The organism is Sphingomonas aerolata (assembly GCF_003046295.1).
Taxonomy (GTDB): Bacteria; Pseudomonadota; Alphaproteobacteria; order Sphingomonadales; family Sphingomonadaceae; genus Sphingomonas; species Sphingomonas aerolata.
The window spans coordinates 717,971-741,826 of the sequence record NZ_PZZN01000003.1 but is presented as its reverse complement, the minus strand read 5'-3'; the positions used below and the strand labels follow the sequence as shown (position 1 = coordinate 741,826).

General features: G+C 67.8%; 15 protein-coding genes and 1 pseudogene. 5 read left to right on the top strand and 11 right to left on the bottom strand.

The genetic code is table 11. The annotated features are described in order from the left end of the window. Window positions 1–21: 21 nt before the first annotated feature. The gene (locus C8J24_RS15870) at window positions 22–342 is read left to right on the top strand and encodes a hypothetical protein (RefSeq protein WP_107933860.1); all 321 of its coding nucleotides are present in this window, start codon (window positions 22–24) and stop codon (window positions 340–342) included. Window positions 343–355: 13 nt separating this feature from the next. On the opposite strand, the gene C8J24_RS15865 is transcribed toward C8J24_RS15870, so the two are convergent. The 7 genes from C8J24_RS15865 to C8J24_RS15835 form a co-directional block, all read right to left on the bottom strand. Further along, the gene (locus C8J24_RS15865) at window positions 356–1,435 is read right to left on the bottom strand and encodes a histidine-type phosphatase (RefSeq protein ID WP_107933858.1); all 1,080 of its coding nucleotides are present in this window, start codon (window positions 1,433–1,435) and stop codon (window positions 356–358) included. Then, the gene (locus tag C8J24_RS15860) at window positions 1,417–1,863 is read right to left on the bottom strand and encodes a DUF4880 domain-containing protein (RefSeq protein ID WP_107933856.1); all 447 of its coding nucleotides are present in this window, start codon (window positions 1,861–1,863) and stop codon (window positions 1,417–1,419) included. Before C8J24_RS15860 ends, C8J24_RS15865 begins: the two co-directional genes overlap by 19 nt. Window positions 1,864–1,870: 7 nt before the next feature. Beyond that, window positions 1,871–2,356: an RNA polymerase sigma factor gene (locus C8J24_RS15855; protein WP_244180773.1), complete on the bottom strand. Its 486-nt coding sequence runs from the start codon at window positions 2,354–2,356 to the stop codon at window positions 1,871–1,873. Window positions 2,357–2,461: 105 nt separating this feature from the next. Continuing rightward, window positions 2,462–3,874 carry an efflux transporter outer membrane subunit gene (locus C8J24_RS15850; RefSeq protein WP_107933852.1) on the bottom strand — a complete coding sequence of 471 codons (1,413 nt, stop codon included), beginning with the start codon at window positions 3,872–3,874 and terminating at the stop codon, window positions 2,462–2,464. 10 nt (window positions 3,875–3,884) lie between these two features. Next, window positions 3,885–7,058, bottom strand: coding sequence for an efflux RND transporter permease subunit (locus tag C8J24_RS15845; protein WP_107933850.1), 3,174 nt, complete (start codon window positions 7,056–7,058; stop codon window positions 3,885–3,887). Window positions 7,059–7,180: 122 nt separating this feature from the next. After that, on the bottom strand, window positions 7,181–8,449 hold the full coding sequence (locus C8J24_RS15840; protein ID WP_107933848.1) for an efflux RND transporter periplasmic adaptor subunit: 1,269 nt from the start codon (window positions 8,447–8,449) through the stop codon (window positions 7,181–7,183). A 371-nt stretch (window positions 8,450–8,820) separates the two neighbouring features. Next, on the bottom strand, window positions 8,821–9,693 hold the full coding sequence (locus C8J24_RS15835; protein ID WP_244180772.1) for an oxygenase MpaB family protein: 873 nt from the start codon (window positions 9,691–9,693) through the stop codon (window positions 8,821–8,823). Between the two features lie 119 nt (window positions 9,694–9,812). Here C8J24_RS15835 and C8J24_RS15830 point away from each other — a divergent pair, with 119 nt between their 5' ends. Next, entirely contained in the window at window positions 9,813–11,624 is a 1,812-nt protein-coding gene (locus tag C8J24_RS15830) for a DUF885 domain-containing protein (protein ID WP_107933846.1), read from the top strand. A gap of 11 nt (window positions 11,625–11,635) precedes the next feature. Then, on the top strand, window positions 11,636–14,278 hold the full coding sequence (locus tag C8J24_RS15825) for a M1 family metallopeptidase (RefSeq protein ID WP_244180771.1): 2,643 nt from the start codon (window positions 11,636–11,638) through the stop codon (window positions 14,276–14,278). Here the strand turns inward: C8J24_RS15825 and C8J24_RS15810 are convergent. The 3 genes and pseudogenes from C8J24_RS15810 to C8J24_RS17995 all read right to left on the bottom strand — a co-directional run. Then, entirely contained in the window at window positions 14,275–16,458 is a 2,184-nt protein-coding gene (locus C8J24_RS15810; RefSeq protein ID WP_107933840.1) for a penicillin acylase family protein, read from the bottom strand. The two genes, C8J24_RS15825 and C8J24_RS15810, sit on opposite strands and share 4 nt — an antisense overlap. An 81-nt stretch (window positions 16,459–16,539) precedes the next feature. Then, window positions 16,540–17,652, bottom strand: a complete 1,113-nt coding sequence (locus C8J24_RS18000) for a DEAD/DEAH box helicase (protein WP_277352416.1) — start codon at window positions 17,650–17,652, stop codon at window positions 16,540–16,542. 46 nt (window positions 17,653–17,698) lie between these two features. Next, window positions 17,699–17,824: pseudogene (locus C8J24_RS17995) on the bottom strand (hypothetical protein); the annotation flags it as partial. A gap of 559 nt (window positions 17,825–18,383) precedes the next feature. Between C8J24_RS17995 and C8J24_RS15800 the strand changes: the two are divergent. Both C8J24_RS15800 and C8J24_RS15795 read left to right on the top strand, forming a co-directional pair. Then, the gene (locus tag C8J24_RS15800) at window positions 18,384–21,530 is read left to right on the top strand and encodes a TonB-dependent receptor (protein ID WP_107933838.1); all 3,147 of its coding nucleotides are present in this window, start codon (window positions 18,384–18,386) and stop codon (window positions 21,528–21,530) included. A 110-nt stretch (window positions 21,531–21,640) separates the two neighbouring features. Further along, complete coding sequence (locus tag C8J24_RS15795) at window positions 21,641–23,308, top strand: glycoside hydrolase family 43 protein (protein ID WP_107933836.1); 1,668 nt, start codon at window positions 21,641–21,643, stop codon at window positions 23,306–23,308. Window positions 23,309–23,403: 95 nt separating this feature from the next. Here the strand turns inward: C8J24_RS15795 and C8J24_RS15790 are convergent, their stop codons facing one another. Further along, a complete protein-coding gene (locus tag C8J24_RS15790; protein WP_031394795.1) occupies window positions 23,404–23,784 on the bottom strand; it encodes a hypothetical protein in 381 nt (126 codons plus the stop codon). Between the last annotated feature and the right edge of the window lie 72 nt (window positions 23,785–23,856).

Genomic DNA, 23,856 nt, shown 5'->3' with positions numbered 1-23,856 from the left:
CAGACCTGCTAAGGCGGCGGCATGTCGAAAAATCTCAGCACGTCCGGTACCATCGACGTCGATGGCACCACCTATGAATGGCGCCTCCAGAGCGAGCCACAATGGTCGGACGACGACGGGTGGAAGGGGATGGTCCTTTCGCTGCTCGAAAAGGACTGCCAGCGTGAGGCGATGCTCGAATTTCCCGCCCCCAAGCGCCTGCTGAAGGGCTTGCCGCGCGGACGGCTCCAGATCGACGATCCGACCATTTCGCGCGGTATCCGGGCGGCGTTGGGCGCAGGCTGGGAGCCGATGTCGCGCGGCAAGCCCGTGGTGTTCGTCGTCGACGCCGAGGGCAATTAAGCGCGCTTCCGCGCTAGCCCTGCGGTGGGGGCGACACCTGATCCAGGACATAGCGCGTGAAGCGGGGGAGCGGGCAGGGGTCGCCGCAGCCGGGGACCGGGATCGCGACGATCTCCGGCGGAGTCTGCGCCGACAGCGGGATGCGGTAGCGCATCTGGTCAAGCCCCTGCGCGACATAGCGAACCCGCACGACGCTCTTGCCGGTCGCGCCACGACGCCACAGCTCGAACACCAGCCCGCCGCCGGGGGCGGCTTCGCCGGCGCCGTAATCGCGCAGCGTCCAGTCGAGACCGAGCAGCCCGGCGAGCATCGTTACCGTGCCGTCATGGCCGCTGACGACGACGATCTTCTCCGCGTCGCCGATCGGGTCGGCCAGCGCGGTCGCGCCTGCACCGCGCTGGAGCGTCGCGAGCAGCCGCATCGCGAGATAGCTGCTGGTCTGGCGGCCGACTTCCGGGGTGCGCGTGCGCAGGTCGATGCCGGCCCCATGGACGGCGAGCGCCTTGCCGATCGTCGCCGCGTCGATCCCGCTCCAGCCGGGGAAGGCGAGCCCGTCCGCATAGGCCATGACGAGGCTTTCGGCGATCCCGGCAACCTGCAGACTGGGCGAGGTGAGGTCGGGCATGCCCGCCGCGTCGATCCGCATCGCGATCGGGGTATCGCCCAGCCGGCGCTGGACCCGGGTGCGCTCGGTCGTCGAGCACGGGATACGGCGGCATTGCAGCATCAGCGCCTCGAACCGGTCGCGGCCGGGGGTCTGACGCGCGTCCCACGCCGCCAGATCGCCGTCGACGCGTGCGGAGATTGCCGCGAGCATCCGCGGGGCGTCGAGCGGCGCGAGCGGGGTGTGCGGCGCCTCGAACAGCGGATCGGGCGCGGCCGCGGACTGGTGGATGGTCGCCGCGCACCCTGGGGTCAGGCCGGCGGCGAGCGCGGTCGCTGTGGCCTCGGTGCGCTGCGTGTGGTTCGCCCAGTAATAGACCGCGCAGTCGCTCGCGCCGAGCAGGCCCAGCTGCCGGTAGCGCGCCGCGTACCAGCCGCCGAGCATCGTCACGAGCGTCGCGCCATTCGCGGTCAGGTGCCCCGCCGGCACCTTGAAGCGCGGCCAGGCGCGGCGGCTGTAGCGGCCGAGCTCCTCCGGGCTCGGGCCGAGCCGTCGGGCAGCACGATCCGTCGCTGCTCGCCGATCCCCGTCCGATACGGCGTCGCGGCATAGGCGGCCTGGAACACACCGGTTCCTGCGACGGCCGTGACCGCGAGTGCCGCGACCCCGCCCAGCGCGCGGCGGCGCGTCACCACCGGTGCGCGCGACGGTGCGGTTCCCGGGACCATGTCCCAAAGGTCGGTCGCGCGCTCGAACCGTTCGGCCTGTTCGGGGTTCGCGGTCAGCCACTGCCGGAAGACGATCGCGTCCTGCGCGCTGCAATCGTCCGCGTTGAGCCGTGCGATCCACTGCGCCGCGGTGCGTTCGGGCGCCGCCTTGTCCGAAAACATCCGGTCTAGGGATTTGCGGCCATGCATTGCGTGCTCACCAATCCTCCGTCCAATCGACCAGGAAGGTCATCGCCTTGGCCATGTGCTTTTCGACCGCACTCTGGCTGATTCCCAGACGCGCAGCAATCTCGCGATATTTATACCCGTCGAGCCGCTGCATGAGGAAGATCTCGCGGGTCCGCGGGCTGAGACGATCGAGCCCCTCGCGCACCCGGTCGAGCCGCGCCTTCGCGATCAGCACTTCGTCCTGGATCGGCGAACAGTCGCGCAGCCATTCAATCGCTCCCGCGTCTTCGCTTGCCCCGCGAACAGCCTCGCGCCGGAACGCATCGCGGCCGCGGTTGACTGCCGCATGGACGAGGAACGCCTCGTCGTTGCGCGGCGCCGCGGGCAGGGTCGCCAGGCTGACATAGGCGTCGTGGAGCAGATCCTCGCCATCCGCCCGCCGCGTCAGCCGTTCGACCTGCGCGCGCAGACGCGACCAGCCCGCCCAGAGGCGACCCGCCCCCGTATCGACCATGCTGAGCTCGGACGTCCCCATCGGCCCAGGCGGTATGCGCCCGCCGGTACAGTTTGATGACGTGTCGGGGACGGATCAGTGACACGCGACGATGCCGCGCCGGTGTCAGCCGGCAGGGCGCCCCGGCGCCTGCCATCCCCCGCCGAGTGCACGGAACAGATCGACCTGCGCCCCCGCGATGCGGGCGTCCGCCGCGGCAAGCTCGGTATCGGTATCCGCCAGCGTCCGCTCGGCATCGAGGACGTCGAGGAAGTCGATCTGGCCCTCACGCTGGCGCGCGCGGGTGATGCGCGCGGCGGTGGCGGCGTTGTCGTGCGCGGATTGCAGCTGCGTGCGGCGATCGAGTTCGCGCGCATAGTTGGACAGCGCGGTCTCGGTTTCCTCGAGCGCGGTCAGCACGCTGCCGTCGAAGCTGGCCAGCGCGCCGCGCGTGTCGGCCTCCGCACCGGCGATGCGGGCGCGGGCGGCGGACTGATTGACCGTCCAGTTGAGCAGCGGGCCCAGCAACCAGCGGACCGGCCCGCCGGTGAAGACGTCGCCGACGCTGAGCGCGGTCGAGCCGATCGACCCGCCGAGCGCAATCTGCGGATAGAGCTGCGACGTCTGCACCCCGATCCGTGCGGTGGCGGCGGCGAGGCGGCGTTCGGCGGCGTGGACGTCGGGACGGCGAGCTAGCAGGCTCGCGCCGTCGCCGATCGGGATCGGCCGGTCGAGCCATGGCGTGGTCGTGCGTGCGCCGGCGCTGGCGGGCAGGTCCTGCGGGGTGCGGCCGGTGAGCGTGGCGAGCCGGAAGAGCGCGGCTTGGCGCTCGGCCTCGATCTGCGGGATGTTGGCGGCGCGCTGATCGCGTAGGGCGGCGATCCGGACCTGATCGAGACGCGCGGCGCGACCTGCATCGACCCGCTTGCCGGTCAGCGTGTTCGACTTGTCGAGCAGGTCGACGATCCGCCGGGCGACCGCGAGGCGTTCGGCGGATGATGCGGCGTCGACATAGGCGCGCGTTGTGGCGGCGACGATCGAGACCCGCACCGCGTCGGCATCGGCCTGCGCCGCGCCGACGTCGCCGCGCGCGGCCTCGACGTTGCGGCGGACGCGGCCGGCCAGATCGACCTCGTAGCTGACGTCGAGCCCGACATCGTAGGTGGCGCGCTCGCGGTCGAAGCCGGGCAGGTTCTGGAGTTGCGACGTCCGGGAGTAATTGCCGCTGCCGCTGGCGTTCACCTGTGGCTCGCGATCGGTCTTGGCGCCGCGCAACGACGCGCGCGCGCTGTCGAGCCGGGCGACCGCGACGCGCAGGTCGGTGTTCGCCGCCAGCGCGTCGGCGACGAGGCCGTCGAGGGCCGGGTCGCGGTACATCCGCCACCAGTCGTTATCGGGCGCGGTCGTGATCGTAGCGGCGTTCGCGGTGACGAACGATGCGGCGGCCTTGGGCGGGGTGATCGGCGCGACATAGTCGGGGCCGGCGGCGCACGCGGCGAGCGTCAGCGCCGAGAGGCTCGCGAGAAGCAGGGACTTCATGAGGCTGGTCCTATTCGGCTGGCTGTAGGGTCGCGGCGGGGGCAGCGCGGCGGCGTTCGAACCGCAGCGCCAGCGCCCGTGCGACGACGTAGAAGGTGGGGGTGAAAAGCAGCCCGAACCCGGTCACGCCGATCATCCCGAAGAACACCGCGGTGCCGAGCGCCTGGCGCAGTTCGGCGCCGGCCCCGTCGGCGATCACCAGCGGCACCGCGCCGAGGATGAACGCGAAGCTCGTCATCAGGATCGGCCGCAATCGGTCCTTCGCCGCACGCACCGCCGCCTCGACCGGCGACAGCCCGTCCTGTTCCTCGGCCTGCTTGGCGAACTCGACCACGAGGATCGCGTTCTTCGCGGCCAGGGCAATGAGCACGACCAGCCCGATCTGCGTGAGAACGTTGTTGTCCATGCCGCGCAGGTTCACCCCGGTCATCGCGGCGAGCAAACACATCGGCACGATCAGGATGATCGCGAGCGGCAGCGTCAGGCTTTCGTATTGCGCGGCGAGGACAAGGAAGACGAACAGCACGGCCATCCCGAAGACCAAGGCGGCGGTGCTGCCGGCCGCCTTTTGCTGGTAGGCGATGCCGGTCCATTCATGCGCATAGCCCGCGGGCAGCGACGCATCGGCGAGCTTTTCCATCGCCACCAGCGACTGGCCCGAGGAATAGCCCTTCGCAGTGTCGCCATCGACCTCGACCGCCGGGAACAGGTTGTATCGGACGACGCGGTACGGGCCGGTCTTGTCGCGGAACGTCGAGACCGAGCCGACCGGGACCATCTGGCCCGAATTGGAGCGGGTCTTGAGGTTGGCGATGTCCGCGGTGGTGTTGCGGAACGGTGCGTCGGCCTGCGCGGTGACGCGGTAGGTGCGCCCCAGCAGGTTGAAGTCGTTGACGAACGCCGAGCCGAGATAGACCTGCAACGCCTCGAACACGCGCTCTGGGGGGACGCCGAGCAGATTGGCCTTGGCGCGGTCGACATCGGCGAAGATGCGCGGCGTGGCGGTATCGAAGAAGGTGTAGACCTGCGCCAGGCCCTTGGTCTGGTTCGCCTTGCCGATCAGGTCGTAGCTCGTCTTGCCGAGGTCGCCATAGCCGTGGCCGCCCTGGTCCTGAACCATCAGGCGATAGCCGCCGGCCGAGCCGATGCCCTGGATCAAGGGCGGCGGGACGATCAGCAGGCGTGCCTCGGTGATGTCGCCGGTCGCCTTCTGCGATTCCGCCATGATGCTGGCGAGCGTGACGCCGAGTTTCTTGCGCTCGGCAAAGCTCTTGAGCGGAATATAAGCGGCGGCCGAGTTCGGGGCGAGGGTCTGCGATGGGCCGTCAAAGCCCGCGAGCATGACCGCGCCCTTGACGCCGGCAAGCGGCAGGATGCGTTTTGCGACCTTCTGCATTACCGCGTCGGTACGCTCGACCGACGAGCCGGGGGGCAGCTGGATGACGGTCAGGAAATAGCCCTGGTCCTGCGCAGGGACGAAGCCCGACGGGGTGACCATGAAGACCCCGACCGTGACCGCGATCAGCGCGGCATAGGCGACCATCATCCGCTTCGGCGCGGCGACGAGGCGCGCGGTGAGGCGGCCATAGCTTTCGCTCATCCGCTCGAACCCGCGGTTGAAGGCATCGCCCGCGCGGCGCACCGTGGTCAGCCGGTTGCCCGATCCTGTAGGGACGTTGGGCTTGAGCAGCATCGCGGCGAGCGCCGGCGACAGCGTCAGCGAGATGAGCAGCGAGATGATCGTCGCGGTCGAGATCGTGACCGCGAACTGGCGGTAGAACGCGCCCGACAGCCCGGTCAGGAACACCGTCGGGATGAACACCGCGCACAGCACGAGCACGATCGCGACGAGCGCACCCGACACCTCGTCCATCGACGTGCGCGCGGCCTCCAGCGGCGAGAGCCCGTGTTCGAGGTTGCGCTCGACATTCTCGACCACGACGATCGCGTCGTCGACGACGATGCCGATCGCGAGGACGAGGCCGAACAGCGACAGGTTGTTGAGGCTGTAGCCGAATGCGGCGAGCACCGCGAAGGTGCCGATCAGCGAGACCGGGATCGCCACGATCGGGATGATCGCCGCGCGCCATTTCTGCAGGAAGACGAGGATGACGAGCACGACGAGGATCATCGCCTCGAACAACGTATGCTTCACCGCGTCGATCGACTGCGCGATGAATTCGGTCGGGTTGTAGATGACCTTGTATTCCAGGCCCTTGGGAAAGCGCTTCGACATGCTCTCCATTTCGGCGGTGACGGCCTGCGCTGCGCCGAGCGCGTTCGAGCCGGGACGCTGGAAGACCGCGGCGATGACGGTGGGCTTGCCGCTGAGATAGGTGTTGGCGCCGTAATCCTGCGCACCGAGCTCGACGCGGGCGACGTCCGAGACGCGGACCTGGCGGCCCTGCGCGTCGGTGCGGATGACGACGTCCGCGAACTGCTTGGGATCGGTCAGGCGCCCTTGCGTCTCGACGTTGAGCTGAAACGCGCTGTTGCCCTTGTCATAGGGCGGCTGGCCGAGCGTGCCGGCGGCGACCTGGACGTTCTGCGCGCGGAGCGCTGCGACGATCTCGCCCGCGGTGAGGTCAAGCGCGGCGGCACGGCCGGGGTCGATCCAGACGCGCATCGAATAATCGCGCGCGCCGAACAGCTGCACGTCGCCGACGCCGTCGATGCGGCTGAGGCGATCGCGGACCTGAGTCAGCGCGTAGTTGGAGATGTAGCCGCGATCGAGCGAGTTGTCGGGCGAGACGAGGTTCACGACCATCAGGAAGTCGGGCGAGGTCTTGCGCGTGACGACGCCCAATCGCTGGACGTCCTCGGGCAGGCGCGGCACCGCGACCGCGACGCGGTTCTGGACGAGCACCTGCGCGGCATCGAGGTCGGTGCCGATCTTGAAGGTGACGGTGATCGTCACCTTGCCGTCGCCGGTCGATTGCGACGACTGGTAGAGCATGTTGTCGACGCCGTTGATCTCCTGCTCGATCGGCGCGGCGACGGTTTCGGCGACCGTCTCGGCCGACGCGCCCGGATAGGTCGCGCTGACGGTGACGGTGGGAGGGACGATGTCGGGATATTGCGACACCGGCAGCGCCATATAGGCGATCGCACCGACGATCGTGATGATCACCGCGATCACGCCCGCAAAGATCGGCCGGGTGATAAAGAAGCGCGAGAAGCGCATGGGGATTTCCTCGGTAGAGGGGCGCGCTCGATCGCTCCGTCATCCTGATGACAATCAGGATCCAGAGCCAACAGCGTGACGTTTCGAACTCTGGATCCTGACTTTCGTCAGGATGACGGACTTTATTGGGAGAGCGTGGCCTCACCCGAGATGGGCTGGACCGAAGCCGGCGCTGCGGCCCCCGTCGCGACCGCGATCCGGCCCGCCTTCGGCGCAACCGTCGCGCCAGGCATGGCCATCTGCGTCCCCTGGATGATGACCCGGTCGTTCGGCCCGATCCCCGAGCGGACGATCCGCAGGCCATCGATCACTGGCCCGAGTTCGACCGGTTTCTGGCTCACGACGTTCTTCGCATCGATCGTCAGCAGCACCTTGCGCGCCTGATCGGTCTGCACCGCATCGTCGGGCACCAGCAACGCCTGACGCGTCCCCGCACTGGCGAGGCGCATGTTGCCGAACATCCCCGGCGTCAGGAAATAGCCGGGGTTGGCGATTACCGCGCGGCCGCGGATCGTGCCCGATCGCTGGTCGAGCCCGTTGTCGGTGAAGTCGAGCTTGCCCTTCCAGCGATGCTCGGTCTCGTCCTGCAGCTGGATCTCGACCGCCGCTGGCACCGCACCGGGCTGCCGCGCGCGCTGCGTCTTGAGGTAGAGCGCCTCCGACCCGTCGAAATTGAAGTAGATCGGGTCGAGCGCGTTGATCGTCGTCAGCACGGTGCCGCCGGTGCCTTCGCCGCCCGCGACCTGGTTGCCGGCATCGACGCGGCGATCGGAAATGCGCCCGCCGATCGGCGCGCGAACCTGCGTGAAGCCGACGTCGAGTGCGCGGGCACGTTCGCGCGCCTGCGCGGCGGCGAGTGCGGCGCTGGCGGCTTCGAGCTTGCCACGCAGCGCGTCGACCTCACCCGCCGAGACGGCTTCGTCCGCGACCAGCCGCTGCGCACGGCCGAGGTCGGTCCGCGCGAGTGACAATGCGCTCCTGGCGCTTGCGACGTTGGCGTGTGCTTCGGCCAGCGCGGCGGCGAACGGACGCGTGTCGATCGTGAAGAGCAGTTGTCCCTTGCGGACGATATCGCCGTCATGGAAGTGGACGCCGGTGACTTCGCCCGCCACGCGCGGCCGGATCTCGACACTGCGGCTTGGCGCGAACCGGCCGACATAATCGTCCCATTCGCTCACCTGCCGCACCAACGGGGACGCCACCGTCACCGAGGCGGGCGGGGGCGCTGCCATCGCCGCATCGGGCTGATCGAGCAGGCGGACGCCGATCGCGCCAACCAGCGCGACGGGCACGAGCAGCATCGCGCCGCGCTGCCACACGGGTCTGCGTCGGGGGGCAGGGGCCGCCACCGGCGTGGCGTCGGCCGTCTTGATCGGGGTGAACACGGTCATGCCGCATCGCTCCGTGATCGATCGGCTGACGTGCACGTGAATCTGGGATATGCCATGGGATTGCCCCCCGTTGTAATGGACATGCGTCACCGATCGTCGGTGCGCGCGGCATCGACAGTCCAGATGACAAGCGTGGACGATATCCGGTCGCCGGCATTACGCCGTAACCGGTCTGAAAACTGCGGAACTCTTGGCGTTCGACTAGGACAGTGTCGGCAACTTCGCTGGCCGGAAGACGATTGACGGACGACAATTTGACCGACCATCGGCCGGGACTGTTTGTCTACCGGCTGGTATATAAAGCGCCGCGGAAACCTGTCAACCAGATTAACATACCGTCTGGTAGTTTAATCGCGACGGCCGGGGATCGGCTATTGGTCGACAAACGCCCAGCGCAATGTTCTCGCCAGATTGCGTGTGCCCGACGTGACGACGGGCCGCATCAACGCCGGCGACCCCGCCAGCCCATGCATCCGCCGCGCCCATTCGGGCAGCAGATCGACCGCGGCCTGCATCACGATACGCTGGACGGGCAGGGCGAGCGGGTTCGCGGGCGTCTGCTCCAGCACGAACCGGGCAACCTCGCGCGTCCGGGCATCCGCGACGAGCTGCGGGCGCATGGTCTGCAGATAACGGTCCGTTCCCGCCCGATCCCGCGGCAGCGATGCGGCGCCAAGCAGTTCGCCGACCTCGGCGAACGCTGCATAATAGGCGTCCTGCTCGGCCATGCCGAGCCGGTGGTCGCCGAAACGCTGCCACGCGGCGAGAAAGCACCAGGCCTCCGAGACATGGACCCAGGCGAGCAGCGCGGGATCGTCCGCTCGGTAGGGCGTGCCGTTAGGGAGCGTACCGGCGATGTGCGCGTGCACCGCGCGGACACGCGCGATCACCGCCTCCGCATCGGTGCGCTCGCCATAGGTCGTGACCGCGATGAACCGCGCGGTGCGCCGGAGCCTGCCGAGCATGTCTGTGCGGAAGTTCGAATGATCCCAGACGCCCGCCAGAACTGCCGGGTGCAGCATCTGCAGCAGTAGTGCCGCGACGCCGCCGACCATCATGCTGACCACGTCGCCATGCACTGTGCCGATCACCGCATCGGGCGCGAACATCGCCGCAGCGCTGCGCTCGACCGGCGCCTCGCCGCGCGCCTGGTCGTTGAACAGCGCACGCACCTGCCCGACGATCCGGGCCTTGGCGCCGGAGCTGGCCCGCTCGCGCAGCAGAGTAGGAAGGTCTTTCATCATGGCATGAACGCGCGATCGCCAATTTCGCACCTGACGCTGGAGCGGCCATGCAATTGGCGGTCCGTGATTGCGCTGACGGGATCCGCGCGCGACAAGCACGCATTCGACAGGAGAATGTAATGCGTCTTGCCTTTGCCCTATTGCTGCTGCCCACCGTGCCGATCGTCCTCGCCGCCGCCCCGGTGCCGGTGGAGACCCAGCGCGTCGCGGCGCAGGATGTGGCACTGCTCGCATTCCTTGACAAGGCCTATGACGAACAGCTTGATCTCAGCCCGGAATCGCTGACCCAGCTCGGCCTGAAGACGCATTATGATCGGCTCGACGATTATACAGACGACGCCGCGGTTCGCGCGCAGGCCCTGTCGGAGCGGCAGCTGAAGGCCATGCGATCGCGGTTCCGTCCCGACGATCTGGGCGAGAGTGCGCGGGTCAGTTACCGGCTGTTCGAATATGAGGTCGACCGCGGGCGGCAATCGCTGCGCTTCCGCAAGCTGCGCTTCCCCGTCACGACCAACGGCAGCCCCGCGGGCGACATCCCCGTGTTGCTGATCAACAACCACAAGGTCGATACGCTCGCCGACGCGCAGGCCTATATCGCACGGCTGCGCGATACCGAGCGCGTCATGCGCGAGGTCAGCACGACGATGCGCGAGCAGGCGGCGGCGGGAATCATCCCCAACAAAGTCAACTTCGCACCCGCCCGCGCCGATGCACGCGCCGTGCTGGTCGGTGCCCCGTTCGACGCGGGCGCGGATTCGACGGTCATGGCCGATTTCCGCAAGAAGGTGACCGCGTTGGCAGTGCCCGCGGCGACCAAGGCGGCGTTGCTGGAGGAGGCGCGCGCGGCGCTGACAGGGCCGTTCCGTGCCGGCTATGACCGGCTGTTCGCGACGCTCGATGCGATCGAGCCGCAATCGAAGGGCAATTTCGGGGCCTGGAATCTGCCCGATGGCGCGGCCTATTATGCCGACCGGCTGAAGACCTCCACCACGACCGCGCTGACCGCCGACCAGATCCACGATCTGGGCCTGAAACAGGTCGCCGCGATCCGGCAGGAGATGGAGGCGATCAAGCGCGAGGTCGGCTTCACCGGCACGCTCGAACAGTTCTTCGACAAGATCCGCACCGATCCCCAGTTCAAATATCCCAACACCAGTGCGGGGCGCGAACAGTATCTCGGCGACGCGCGCGGCGTGATCGCGTCGGTGATGGCGGCCGCCCCCCGCTATTTCCGGACCCTGCCCAAGGCGCCGCTCGAGGTGCGCGCGGTCGAGAAATGGCGGGAGGGCACCGCGTCCACCGCCTTTTACAACCCACCGTCGGCGGACGGATCGCGGCCCGGAATCTATTACGTCAACCTGGTCGACATGAACCAGACGCAGAAGGTTCAGGTCGCCGGCATCGCCGCGCATGAGGGCGCGCCGGGGCATCATTTCCAGATCGCGCGCCAGCAGGAACTGACCGGCATCCCCAAATTCCGCAAGTTCGGCGGCTATGGCGCCTATATCGAGGGATGGGGGCTGTATTCGGAACGGCTGGCGAACGAGATGGGGGTCTATAAGGATCCCTATGCGCGGTTCGGCATGCTGTCGCTCCAGGTATGGCGCGCGATCCGGCTGGTGCTCGACACGGGCATCCATGCAAAGCGCTGGAACCGCGACCAGGCGATCGCCTATTTCAAGGCGAACAGCTCGGTGTCCGACAAGGATATCGCGCGCGAAGTGGACCGGTATTTCAACTGGCCGGGGCAGGCGACCAGCTACATGGTCGGCCAGCTCAAGATCGCCGAACTGCGCGCGCGCGCCGAACGCGAACTGGGGTCGCGGTTCGACATTCGCGATTTCCACGAGGCCGTGCTGGACCAGGGGGCGCTGCCGCTGGACGTGCTCGACGAGCAGGTCGGTCGCTACATCGCCGCACACCGGCAATAAGGGGTGCGACGATGCATCCGGACATGCCGCGCGAAGCGGACCGCCGCGCCCTGTTGAAGGGCGCGCTCGCACTCCCGGCGATCGGCTGGCCGGGAATGGCGCAGGCGGCCGTCGCCGCCGATCCGCTGACCGGGCCGGGCGTATCGCTCGCCTTGGCGCAGCGGCGGGCGGCACAGATCGCGCGGGTGCGCTACGCCATCTCGCTCGACGTCACCGCCGCCGACCGCGCGGTCGGGTCGGTCGTGATCCGGTTCGACCGGGTCAGGGACAGCGGCGACCTCGTCCTCGATTTCCGCGGGACGATGCTGACCGGGCTGGAGGCGAACGGCGTGGCGGTCCCGGCCACTGCGCGACGCGATGGTCATCTCGTGCTGCCAGCGCGCGTGCTGAAGACCGGAGCCAACAGCGTGTCGGCGCGCTTCGAGACCCCGATCGCGAGCGCAGGCGCCGCGATCATCCGTTTCAAGGACCCGGCCGACGGGCGGACCTATCTCTACACATTGCTGGTCCCGTCGGACGCCAATCTGCTGTTTCCCTGCTTCGATCAGCCCGACCTCAAGGCCCGCATCCGCTGGGACGTCGTCGCGCCCGAGGGCTGGACGGTGATCGCCAACGGACCGGTCGCCGCGAAGACTCCGACAGGCGCCGCGACCCGCTGGCGGTTCGCGGAGACCGTGCCGATCTCCACCTATCTCGCCGCCTTTGCCGCCGGACCCTGGGTCGGTACGACTTCGGCCCCCGCCGGGGAGCAGCCGATCACGCTCTACGCCCGCCATTCGCGCGCCGCCGAGGTCGATGCCGAGACACAGCTTGCGACCAATCGCGCAGCGGTGCGCTGGCTTGCGGACTGGTTCGGCATCGCCTTTCCCTTCGCCAAGCTCGACCTCGTGCTCGCGCCGGCCTTTCCCTTCGGCGGCATGGAGCATGTGGGCGCGGTCTTCTACAATGAGGACCGCTTCGTCTTCCGCGAACCGCCGACATTGCCGCAACGGCTGGCGCGCGACCAGACCATCTATCACGAGATCAGCCACCAGTGGTTCGGTGACCTCGTCACGATGCGCTGGTTCGACGATCTGTGGCTGAAGGAGGGGTTCTCGACCTTCATGGCCGCGCGGATCCAGGCGGACCTGCAGCCGGACAGCAACGCCTGGACGACGTTCCTTCTGTCGATCAAGACGCCGGCCTATCGCGCCGACGCGACCAGCGGCACGGCACCGCTCTGGCAATCGCTCGACAATCTCGACGCCGCCAAGAGCAATTACGGACCGATCGTCTACAACAAGGCGCCGGCGGTCATCAAGCAGCTGGCGTTCTTCGTCGGCGAGGACGGGTTCCGGCGCGGCCTGCACCTGTTCCTCACCCGGCATGGCTATGCCAATGCGACCTGGCAGGATCTGCTCGGCGCGGTGGGTGAGGCGTCGGGCATCGATCTGGCTGCGTTCGGTCGCAACTATGTCCTGCGCGCAGGGCTGCCGCGGATCGAGACCGCGCTGACGCTCGCGCAGGGGCGTATCGACGCGCTCGTTTTGAAGCAGCGACCGGAGAGCAGGCTGCCGGGTGATCCGGGTGGCGCCTGGCCGATGAAGGTGCGCGTCCGCCTCGGCTACCACGACCGCGAGGACATCGTGCTCGACGCACGCTTCGAGGGGGCGGTCGCGACCGTCGACAAGGCCGCCGGACTGCCCGCGCCCGACTATGTCTGGGCGAATGACGACGACCAGGGTTACGGCCTGTTCATGCCCGACGACCGGACCGTCGCGTGGATCGCGGCGCGGGTCGGCAGCGTGACGGACAGCCTGTTGCGCGCGATGCTGTGGAGCGCGCTCTGGGACGTCGTCCGCGACCGCCGGCTGCCGCCCGAACGCTATCTTGCGGTGCTGTTGCGCGCGCTTCCCGCCGAGCGCGACGAACAGATATCGCGCGCGATCCTGTCGCGCGGGGCAGCGGCGCTCGACGTCTATCTCACCGAGGCACGCGGCGCGGGGCTCCGGGCGGGCTGGGAGACCGCGCTGCTCGCGCGGATCGACGATGCGGCGATCGGCTATGGACTGCGCAAGGACGCGCTCGACCGTCTGATCGCGACCGCACGGACGCCGCTCGCGCTCGACCGCCTCCGCGCCCTGCTCGACGGCAGCGCGCGACTGGCCGGCGAGCCGATCCGCCAGCCGACGCGCTGGGCGATCGTCCGGCGGCTGATCACGATCGGTGCGCCCGACGCGGGCACGCGCTTCACCGCCGAGCGCGCGCGCGATACCTCGACCGAGGCCGCCAAGGATGCCTTCGTCGCCGAGGCTGCATCCCCGCGGGCCGCGGTGAAGACCGCCTATTTCAAGCGCTATTTCAACGATGCCACGCTCAACGAGGCATGGGCGAGCGAAAGCCTCGGCGCGTTCAATGCGGACGGGCAGGCGGCGCTGACGATCGGGTTCCTGCGACCCGCGCTCGATCGCCTGCTGTGGATCCGGCAGAATCGCCGCATCTTCTTCCTGCCCGCCTGGATCGACGCGTTCATCGGCGGGCAGGTGAGCCCGGACGCGCTGCGGATCGTCGACGATTTTCTTGGCGAGCAGCGGTCGTTGCCGATCGACGTGCGCCGCAAGATCCTGCTGGCGCGCGACGAACTGGCGCGCACCGTCGCCATTCGAAAGACCTAGGCGCCGGGGCGGTATTCCCGGGCGACATGCCCCTTGAGCTCGTCGGGATGGAAATAGACCGGGCGCAGCGTGCCGCCGGCGTAGCGCGCGGCCTGGTCGGCGAAGTGCGGGGACGCGGGATCGCCGCTCTGGCCGCCGACCATCACCGCCGTCGCCTTCACCCGCGGTCCGAATTCGACGACCGCGACGAAGCTGTTGCCGCTGGTCCCGTAATAGCGCTTCGTCCCCGGCCAGCGCTTGGCGCCGAACGATGCGAGGCTGCCCCATTGCGCGGAGGTGAAGGGGATCGGTGTCGATGCTCGCGCGTCGTCGAAATGCGGCTGGATCGCGTCGTCGAGCCGCTGGAAGCGGTTGATCGCCTGCCACGGCGTCCGCCAGTCGCCAAAGTCACGGGCCAGCTGATCGACCGCAACCGACAGCGCGGCCAGCTTCGCTTCCGGCGTGACGCGCGTCGCGATGTAATCGGGTACGTTCATCCGCTCGGATTGTGCGAACCCGCCGACCTCGCGCCACAGCTGGTCGCCCCAGAACACCGCAAGGCTGGTAGCCACCGAGCCATAGCCCCAGCGGTGATCCCAGCGATCGAGCAGCGCGATCGGCGCGGCGAGTTTCGCCCGGCGTGGATCGCTGGCCGGCAGCGCCCGCCAGGAGGCGACCAGGCCGGGGAGAAGCCGCGCAAAGGCGGGAAGGTAGGAATCATAGGCGGCGGCATGCAGCGTCTCCGCGGTCCAGCCGCGTTTCCCGGTCAGCAGCAGATCCGCATGGACGCCGCGCGCATTGCCGCCGACCTGATCCATGTAGCGGGGATAGTCCGCCGCCCGCGGACTATCAGGTCCGGCCGCGCTCCAGGGCCAGTCATTGGTGTTGTGCACCCAGCCGGTGCGCGGGTTCGCGACGCTCGGCAGCGTGGCGAGCCCGTGCAGGCCGCGCCAGTCGGTCGCCGGGTCGCTGCCGTCGACGGGCCGGGTATAGTCGAACCGGTCGCTCCTGACCGGCATGAACTGCGGCATCAGGAACGCGATCTCGCCCTTGGTGTCTGCGAACAGCGTGTCGTTTGACGAATTCGCCTTGCGCTGCGCGACCGCCATATAGCCCGCCAGATCGGTCGCCTTGGTCCGCAGATAGCTTTGCTCGAGCGCAGGCACGGGCTTCCACATCAGCGCGGTCGCGATCCAGCGTCCCGCCTTGCTCGCGACGATCGGGCCGTGATGCGTGCGATAGGTCGTGAAGCGGCGCGTGCCCGAGGTGCCGTCGGCGTTGCGGACGCGTAAAGTGACGACCCTCGTGGTGACCTTCCACAGCGCCTTGCCGTAGCGATAGCGGTAGCCCGTGTCGCCGCGGACGACCCGTTCAGCAAAGTCATCGACATTGTCGACCGTCGACGAGGTGTGCATCCAGCCCGCAGACGGGTTGAAACCCTGATAGATGAAGAACTGGCCCCAGGTGCTTGCGCCGTAAGCGTTGAGCCCCTGGTCGCTCGTCATCTGCGCCTCGGAGCGGAAATAGAAGCTGGTGTGCGGGTTAATCAGCAGCAGCGCATGACCGTTCGCGGTCAGGCGCGGCGCGATCGCGATGCCGTTCGACCCCGACGGTTCGCGCGGCACCATGCCCAGCTCTTCAGGGCTGGGCGGCGTCGGCGTGCCGTAGAAGGTCTTGAGGTCACTCAGCGATATCCGCTCGATATCGCCGCCGATGCTGCCTTCGGTAAAGCTCAGCGCCATCCACGGCTCGAACCGGGTGAGGACCCGTGGCTTCCGCTGCGGATGGGTCGCCAGATAATAGTTCAGCCCGTCGGCCCAGGCCTGCATCAGCGTCCGCAGCCAGCCGGGGCTTGCCGCATAGTCGCGCTGGAGTTCGGCCGGATCGACGAACAGCCGCTGCCGCAAATCGGCCCAGACCGCGTCCTCGCCGTCAGCCTCCGCACTGCGGCCGAGCGCGGTCAGGTAATTCGCCTCGATCCGCGCGAAGTCGTCCTCGGCCTGTGCGTAGATCAGCCCGAACACCGCATCCGCGTCGGACCGGCCGCGGACATGCGGGATCCCCCAATCGTCGCGGGTGATCGTCACGCGTGCCGCCTGCGCCGCCCACCGTGCCCGCTCGGTCGGTGGGGCACTGGGCGCCGTCGTCAGCATCGCCAACAGGATCACCGGCGTGCGGGCGTGTCGAAGGATCATGGCCATCGCGGCAGCCTAAGCCGCAAACCGGGGAATGACCATGCGTCGCCCCCGCCGTCACGACGGGGTCGACACGGTGCCCCGCGGTCAGGCGGCCTGGGCGGCCATACGCGCGGCGAGCTTCTCTTCCTCGGTCCACACCTTGCGCTCGCGCGGCGGCTTGGGCGCCTTGACCTGCTTGACCGGGCCACCGCCCAGCACCGGCGCACGCTTGGTCGAGTGACGCGCGACTTCGCAATGCCATTCGTGATCGTCGTGCACGGTCAGCGTCCGCCCGATCTCGCGCTCGACGTCGTGGAGCCATGCGCGCTGTTCGGCGTCGCAAAGCGTGACCGCGAAACCACTGCGGCCCGCACGTCCGGTCCGGCCGATCCGGTGGACATAGCTTTCGGGCAGGCTCGGCAGGTCGTGATTGAAGACGTGAGTCACCGTGTCGACGTCGATCCCGCGTGCCGCGATGTCGGTCGCGACGAGCACCTGGACGGTGCCGGCACGGAACGCGTCGAGCGCGCGCTCGCGCTGACCCTGCGACTTGTTGCCGTGCAGCGCCTCGGCGGTGATCCCCGCTTCGCCGATGAACGCACAGACGTCGTTGGCGATGTTCTTCTGGAGCGTGAACACGACCGCCTGACCGATGTCGGGCGTGCGCAGCAGCGCGAGCAGCGCATCCTTCTTGTTTGCGGCATCGAGGAACATCACCGACTGCTCGATCCGGTCGACCGTGGTCGAGGGCGGGGCGATCTCGACCTTCGCCGGATCGCGCAGCAGGCTGTCGGCCAGCGTCGCGATCGACTTTGGCATCGTCGCCGAGAACAGCAGCGTGTGCCGGTCCGCGGGCAAGGTCGCGACGATCCGCTCGATCGGCTTGGCAAAGCCCATGTCGAGCATCTGGTCGGCCTCGTCGAGCACCAGCGCCTCGAGCGCCGACAGGTCGCAAAGCCCCTGTTCGACCAGATCGAGCAGACGGCCGGGCGCCGCGACGATGATGTCGACGCCCGCCTCGAGCGCCTTGACCTGGTGGAACTGGCTGACGCCGCCGAAGATCGTCATCACGCTCGGCTTCAGATGGCGGCCGAAGCTCTCGAACCCGGCGGCGATCTGCGACACGAGCTCGCGCGTCGGCGCGAGGACGAGGATGCGCGCGCCGCCCCTGGGGGCAGGGCGGGGATCGGCGGCGAGCCGGTGGAGCAGCGGGAGCACGAAACGCGGCGGTCTTGCCCGTGCCGGTCTGCGCCATGCCGAGCATGTCGCGGCCCTGCAGCAGCTGCGGGATCGACTGCGCCTGGATCGGGGTCGGGTGGGCATAGCCCTGTTCGGCGAGCGCCTCGAGCAGGAAGGGCGCCAGAGCGAGGTCAGCGAAGGTCGTGGTCATGGGAAAGCGGCGCCTCCGGCGCTGGGCAAGGCCGCGCCTGGTCGGGCTTAGCATTTCGGGAGCGCGCGCTGGTAGGTTTTATGCTGCACTGCGTCAACGCGGAATAGCGGCAGCGTGCCTACGGCCTTCCCTTACCGGCGGCAGCGGGCAACCTTTGAGGACAAAATGCACCACGGACCGCCCTATCCGACGTGCTCGCGGTCTCTGGGGAGATCTTAAAGGATTGGCCAAACCAAAACCGGCTTGACTCGCTAACCAATCATGGCGAGATACCGGTAACATTAGACTGCGTCAGACGGTTTCATGAGGGATAGGATGAGTGACCATGAAAGTGTCCGGCCAATGTCGCGGCCGCCAGATCGGCCGGCGGATGCCCCAGGCAGGCGTGCCGCTACGGCGCTTCCCCTGAGTCAGCTCGGGTAGCCCTCCGCGCCTACCGGCTGATCAAATACGCAAACAGCACCACGTTTTAGCCAAACCGGGACCCGCTTTCCGCGCCCCAGTACTGACTTCGTATGCCGCAACGAACGGCGACGACCCCATAGAGAGGACCCTGATCATGAAGGCATTTCGACCGGCGCGTTTGACGCGTGCAGCCTTGTTGTGCGCTACCACATTGACCGTGTTGGCGCCGTCGATCGCGCTGGCGCAGACGGTGCCGCCGCCGCAGGAGCAGGTGCCGGACAATGGTCAGGATCCAGCCCCGGCAACGCCGCCCGCGCCGCAGACCGAGGACACGCAGGGCACGCCCAGCGAGGACATCGTCGTCACCGGCTACCGGTCGAGCCTCGCCAAGTCGACCGATGCCAAGCGCGCGTCGACCGGCTTCACCGATTCGATCTTTGCCGAGGATATCGGTAAGTTTCCCGACACCAACATCGCCGAATCCTTCAACCGCATTCCCGGCATCACGATCACGCGCGACGTGACGGGTGAGGGGACCAATGTCGCGATCCGCGGGCTCGGATCGAACTTCACCAACGTGACGCTCAACGGCGCGACGATCGCCGTCGCGTCGTCGGGCGCGACCGACGCGCAGGGTACGGACCGCTCGGTCGACCTGAGCTTCTTCCCGACCGAATTGTTCACCAAGCTGACCGTCAACAAGAGCTATACCGCCGACCTGCTCGAGGGCGGCGCGGCGGGCAATATCGATCTGCGCTCGGCACGTCCGCTCGACCGCGCGACCGGATTCCTGAACTATAACGTCCAGGGTACGCGCCAGTCGCCCGAAGACCGGATCGGCGCGCGCGGCGCGCTGATCGGCAGCTGGCGGACCGACACGTTCGGGATCCTGGCCGGCGTGTCGGCACAAAGGCTGTTCACCGATACGCGCGGGTTCGAGACGATTGGCTATACCAATCCGGCGCTGACCGCGGCGCAGTGCGGCGCCACGTCGGGCTGCAACACGACTGGCGGCGGCAACTGGACGATCCCGGCGGTGGTGCCCGCCGGCGCCGGCGCCGGGCTGGTCGCGGGGACGCCGATCGACCGGGCGTTTCTGCTCGCGAACAACCCGGGCGCGACGATCCAGCAGATCGACAATGCGCTGCTCCCGCGGCTCGGTCGCACGACCAGCATCCGCGGCCCGCGCGACCGGATCAACGCGATTGTCAGCACCGAATGGCAGCCGACCGATGCGCTGCATTTCTACATCGATGGTTTGTACGGCTACAAGAAGAACGAACTCACCCGCGAGAACATGGCCTGGATCGTCCGCAACGGCGCGATCATTCCGACCAACCTGACCTTCGACAATCCCGATTGCACGATCGGGTGCGTCGTGACCGGCGGCACGTTTGCAAACGCGCAGTTCTTCAACGAATTCCGCCCCTATACCGAGACGACCAAGCTGGTCAGCATCAACCCGGGCGGCGAATGGGAGATCTCGCCGACGCTCAATGCCTCGCTGCAGGGCAATTATGCGCGGTCGACCTTCCACCGTGAGAGTCCGACCGTGGGCCTCACCACCCCGCTCGGCGTCGGCAATACCGTCACCTACAGCAACACCGGCGGGATCCCGACGATCCAGAGCGGGCTCGATCTCAACGATCCCGCGAATTTCGGCTGGAACGCGGGCAGCCGGGTCGGCATCCAGGACGAGCGGCGTCTCAACAAGAGCAAGGGCGCGCGTGGCGATCTGACCTGGGGCGGCAAGGCGCTCAACCTCAAGATCGGCGGCGCGTTCGACGACGTGTCGCGGCGGATCCGCGGGTTCGACAACAGCCAGGCGTGGCAGAATGCCGTCTGCGGCAACAATCCCAACGTGTTCGTCGCATCGCCCAACACCCAGCCGCCCTGCGCAGGCCTCGACGCCCCCGGCGCCGCGCCGGCGGGCTATCCGAGCTATCCCGGCTATGGCACGGGCGCGACCACCGGCCTGGCGGGGCCGGTCAGCTATGGCGGCTCGCTGGTCCCCAATGCGGCGGTGCCCGGCTATCTGAAGCCCGGCCCGGCAGGGTTCGTCACGGTCGACTGGCCGGCCTTTGCCGCCGCCACCAACTATGACAGCTTCCACGACGCGGCGCCCGAAACGGGGGCTGCCAACACCGGCGCCAGCGGCGGTGCGATCCGCGAGGTCGTAAAATCCGCCTTCGCCACGCTCAACGGCGCGCAGCAGATCGGCGACAACACGCTGCGGTTCAATGTCGGTGTACGCTACGTCAACACGATCCAGACGATCACAGGCCGCGTCTCGCTGCCGGATCCGCGCAACACGACCAGCACGGGCGCGAGCTTGCCCGACGGCAGCCGTTACGTGAATATCGTCAGCGAGGTGTCGACGCGCAACGTCTATTCCAAATGGCTTCCCGCTGCGACCTTCGCCTATGACCTTGGCGACCAGGCGGTGGTGCGTGTCGCCGGCTCGCGTACGATGACGCGTCCGGACCCCTCGGCGCAGCTTCCCGGGGTCAACTTCGGTGCGCCGTCGGCGGATCAGGCGAACATCGGCAACCCGGCGCTCAAGCCGTATATGTCGACGAACCTCGACCTCGGTTTCGAATATTATACCGGCCGTGAAGGCGTCGTCAGCTTCAACGCGTTCCGCAAGTCGATCGAGGGGTTCACCAATACCGCGATCAACACCGTGCCGTTCGCGGCGCTGGCGCAATACGGCATCACCTTCGACACGCTCAACGCCAACCAGCAGTTCGCGATCCAGTCGCGCGGCGGCCCCGGCGTCGCGCAGGTCCAGGTCACGTCGCAGGTCAACGTCCCCAACAAGCTGACGATCAACGGCCTCGAATTCCAGTGGGTCCAGCCGCTCGACTTCCTGACCCGGATGATCGGCGTCACGGGCTTCGGCTTCAATGCCAATGCGACGATCGTCGACCAGCGCAGCGATGGCCCGGCAACGGCGTTCGGCGTGTCGCCCTTCACCTACAACATCACCGGCTTCTACGAGAAGAACGGCGTGATGCTCCGGGTGGCGACGACCTCGCGTCAGGGCGCACAGAATAGCGGCGCGGCGCAGAACGGTATCCCGGCGGCGGCGCTGTTCGGGACGGACTATACGACCTACGACTTCTCGTCGTCGTTCGATCTCGACAAGATCTTCGGCCTGGCGGGCGCACCGCAGCTGACGGTCAACGTGTCGAACTTCACCGACGCGACGCTGCGGTCCTATTTCCAGTTCGAGAATGCGACCTTCACGCAGTATAAGCCGGGTCGTCAGTTCCTGATCGGCCTGCGCGGCACCTTCTAGGACCGACGGTCGGGACGGTCGCCACTGCGCGATCGTCCCGGCAGCCGTCGAAGGACACGAACGACCCAGTTTTGGTACCGCCGCCCGCCCCGGACAAAGGATTCCCCCTCATGCGCATCCTCACCCTCGCTCTCATCGCGCTCGCCGGCACCAGCGTCGCGCAGGGCAGCCCGGCGCAGACCGCCGCTGCGCCGTCCGACGCATCGCCCCGGTTCAGCCGTTTCAGCTATGAGGGGCGGTCGCCCGGCGCGGCACCGTTGCAGCGCAACCAGTATCGCAACCCAATCCTGTCGGGCTATTATCCCGATCCGTCGGTCACCCGGGTGGGCGAGGACTATTATCTCGTCAATTCGTCGTTCGCGCATTTCCCCGGACTGCCGGTCTTCCATTCGCGCGACCTCGTGAACTGGACTCAGATCGGCAACGCGATCGACCGCCCCGATCAGCTCGACTTCACCGGCATGCGGACGTCGCAGGCGGTGTTTGCGCCCGACATCTCCTATCACGATGGCGTCTTCTACATCGTCAACACCTGCGTCGAGTGCAAAGGCAATTTCGTCATCACCGCGCGCAATCCGGCCGGCCCCTGGTCCGCCCCGATCTGGCTGCCGTTCGAGGGCATCGACCCCTCGATCTTCTGGGAAGGCGACAAGGCCTATATCGTCAACAACCGCGCCCCCGCCGAACCCCCGCGCTATGACGGGCACCGGGCGATCTGGATCCAGGAATATGACTGGCGCAAGGGGCAGATGGTCGGCGAGAGCACGCAGCTCGTCAATGGCGGTGTCGACCTGTCGAAAAAGCCGGTGTGGATCGAAGGACCGCACATCTTCCGCAAGGATGGCTGGTATTATCTGACCGCCGCGGAGGGCGGCACGAGCGTCAACCATTCTCAGGTCGTGCTCCGGTCGCGGACACTGCGCGGCCGCTATGAGCCCTATGCCGGCAACCCCATACTGACGCAGCGTGATCTCGACCCCGCGAGGTCGCGGCCGATCACATCGGCGGGGCATGCCGAGCTGGTCCAGACTCAGACTGGCGAGTGGTGGGCGACCTTCCTCGCGGTCCGGCCCTATTCGGGCGACTATTATAATATCGGACGCGAAACGTTCCTGCTTCCCGTGACGTGGAAGGATGGCTGGCCGATCATCCTGCCCAAGGGGCAGCGCGTTCCCGAAGTCGCAGCGTCGCCCAGATTGCCTGGGCAACGCCCGGCACCCGTGCCGACGGCTGGCGCCTTTTCCTATGTCGACGAGTTCGATGGCGATCGTCTGGCGATGCAATGGGTCGGTGTCCGCACCCCCAAGGCACCCTTTTATCGCCTCACTGGTGGAGAGCTCGTGCTCGGCCGGGGCGCGCCGATGGGCGATCTCGCGGGCGTTCCCGCCTTCGTCGGCCGGCGCCAGCAGCATCACGACGCGACGATCTCGACCACGCTGCGATTTTCGCCGAAAACCGGTGATCGTGCCGGCCTAGCCGCGATGCAGAGCGACAAGGCACATCTCTTCTTCGGGCTGACGCGGATAGCGGAGAAACCCGTCGTGGCTCTCTATACGACGCAGGAAGGCAAGGAGCAGCTCGTCGCAAGCGCGCCGGTCGATCCGGCGGGCCCGGTCACGCTGACGATCGACGCCACCGGTGGCACGATGCGCTTCAGCTACACGACCGGCGCAACGCCTCGCACGCTCGCATCAGATGTCGACGTCCGGTTCCTGAGCACCCGGATGGCGGGCGGCTTCGTCGGGACGCTCGTCGGCCCCTATGCCTGGACGCGCTGATCTCGCGTGGCACCGCTGCGAGTCATTGTTGCGGGCGTGATGCCGGAATAAGAAAAAGGCGCGGGCTGGCTGACGTGCCGGCCCGCGCCTGAACCTCAGGCCTTCTTGCGCGCGCGCTTCGGGCTTGCGGCTGCTGCGACGTCCTCTTCCTCGTCCGGGCTATCCTCGCCCGCCTCGGTCAGTGCCTCGCCGAGCGCACGCAGCTTGTCCTGCGACGTGTCAGCCTTTTCCGCGATCTTGGTCGTCGCGGCACCAAGCCGGTGCAGCAGCGCATGGACGCGGTCGGCGTCCGGCGCGTCCTTCTCGAGCTGCTTGCGCAGCGATGCCAGGTCGCGAAGAATGCCCTTGGCGCCGGGTGTCTCGATATCGGCGAGTGCGGCTTCCCAATCCTCGACCATGTCGGCGCCCTTGGCGGGCTTCGTCGCGTCGAGACCGCGATTGATCGCGTTCATCGTTCCTGCAAATTTGACGGCCATGTCTGCTCTCTCCTAGCCGGTATCGGCGAGCATCAACGCGGTCGGGCGGCGCGAATGTCCCGCCATTCCTAT

Bases quoted from the DNA above. Each gene is read 5' to 3' on its own strand.
- C8J24_RS15835 (WP_244180772.1), bottom strand. From the start codon at position 9,693: ATGATGAAAGACCTTCCTACTCTGCTGCGCGAGCGGGCCAGCTCCGGC.
- C8J24_RS15845 (WP_107933850.1), bottom strand. From the start codon at position 7,058: ATGCGCTTCTCGCGCTTCTTTATCACCCGGCCGATCTTTGCGGGCGTG.
- C8J24_RS15795 (WP_107933836.1), top strand. From the start codon at position 21,641: ATGCGCATCCTCACCCTCGCTCTCATCGCGCTCGCCGGCACCAGCGTC.
- C8J24_RS15840 (WP_107933848.1), bottom strand. From the start codon at position 8,449: ATGACCGTGTTCACCCCGATCAAGACGGCCGACGCCACGCCGGTGGCG.
- C8J24_RS15825 (WP_244180771.1), top strand. From the start codon at position 11,636: ATGCATCCGGACATGCCGCGCGAAGCGGACCGCCGCGCCCTGTTGAAG.
- C8J24_RS15830 (WP_107933846.1), top strand. From the start codon at position 9,813: ATGCGTCTTGCCTTTGCCCTATTGCTGCTGCCCACCGTGCCGATCGTC.
- C8J24_RS15790 (WP_031394795.1), bottom strand. From the start codon at position 23,784: ATGGCCGTCAAATTTGCAGGAACGATGAACGCGATCAATCGCGGTCTC.
- C8J24_RS15870 (WP_107933860.1), top strand. From the start codon at position 22: ATGTCGAAAAATCTCAGCACGTCCGGTACCATCGACGTCGATGGCACC.
- C8J24_RS15850 (WP_107933852.1), bottom strand. From the start codon at position 3,874: ATGAAGTCCCTGCTTCTCGCGAGCCTCTCGGCGCTGACGCTCGCCGCG.
- C8J24_RS15810 (WP_107933840.1), bottom strand. From the start codon at position 16,458: ATGGCCATGATCCTTCGACACGCCCGCACGCCGGTGATCCTGTTGGCG.
- C8J24_RS15860 (WP_107933856.1), bottom strand. From the start codon at position 1,863: ATGCATGGCCGCAAATCCCTAGACCGGATGTTTTCGGACAAGGCGGCG.
- C8J24_RS15855 (WP_244180773.1), bottom strand. From the start codon at position 2,356: ATGGTCGATACGGGGGCGGGTCGCCTCTGGGCGGGCTGGTCGCGTCTG.
- C8J24_RS15800 (WP_107933838.1), top strand. From the start codon at position 18,384: ATGAAGGCATTTCGACCGGCGCGTTTGACGCGTGCAGCCTTGTTGTGC.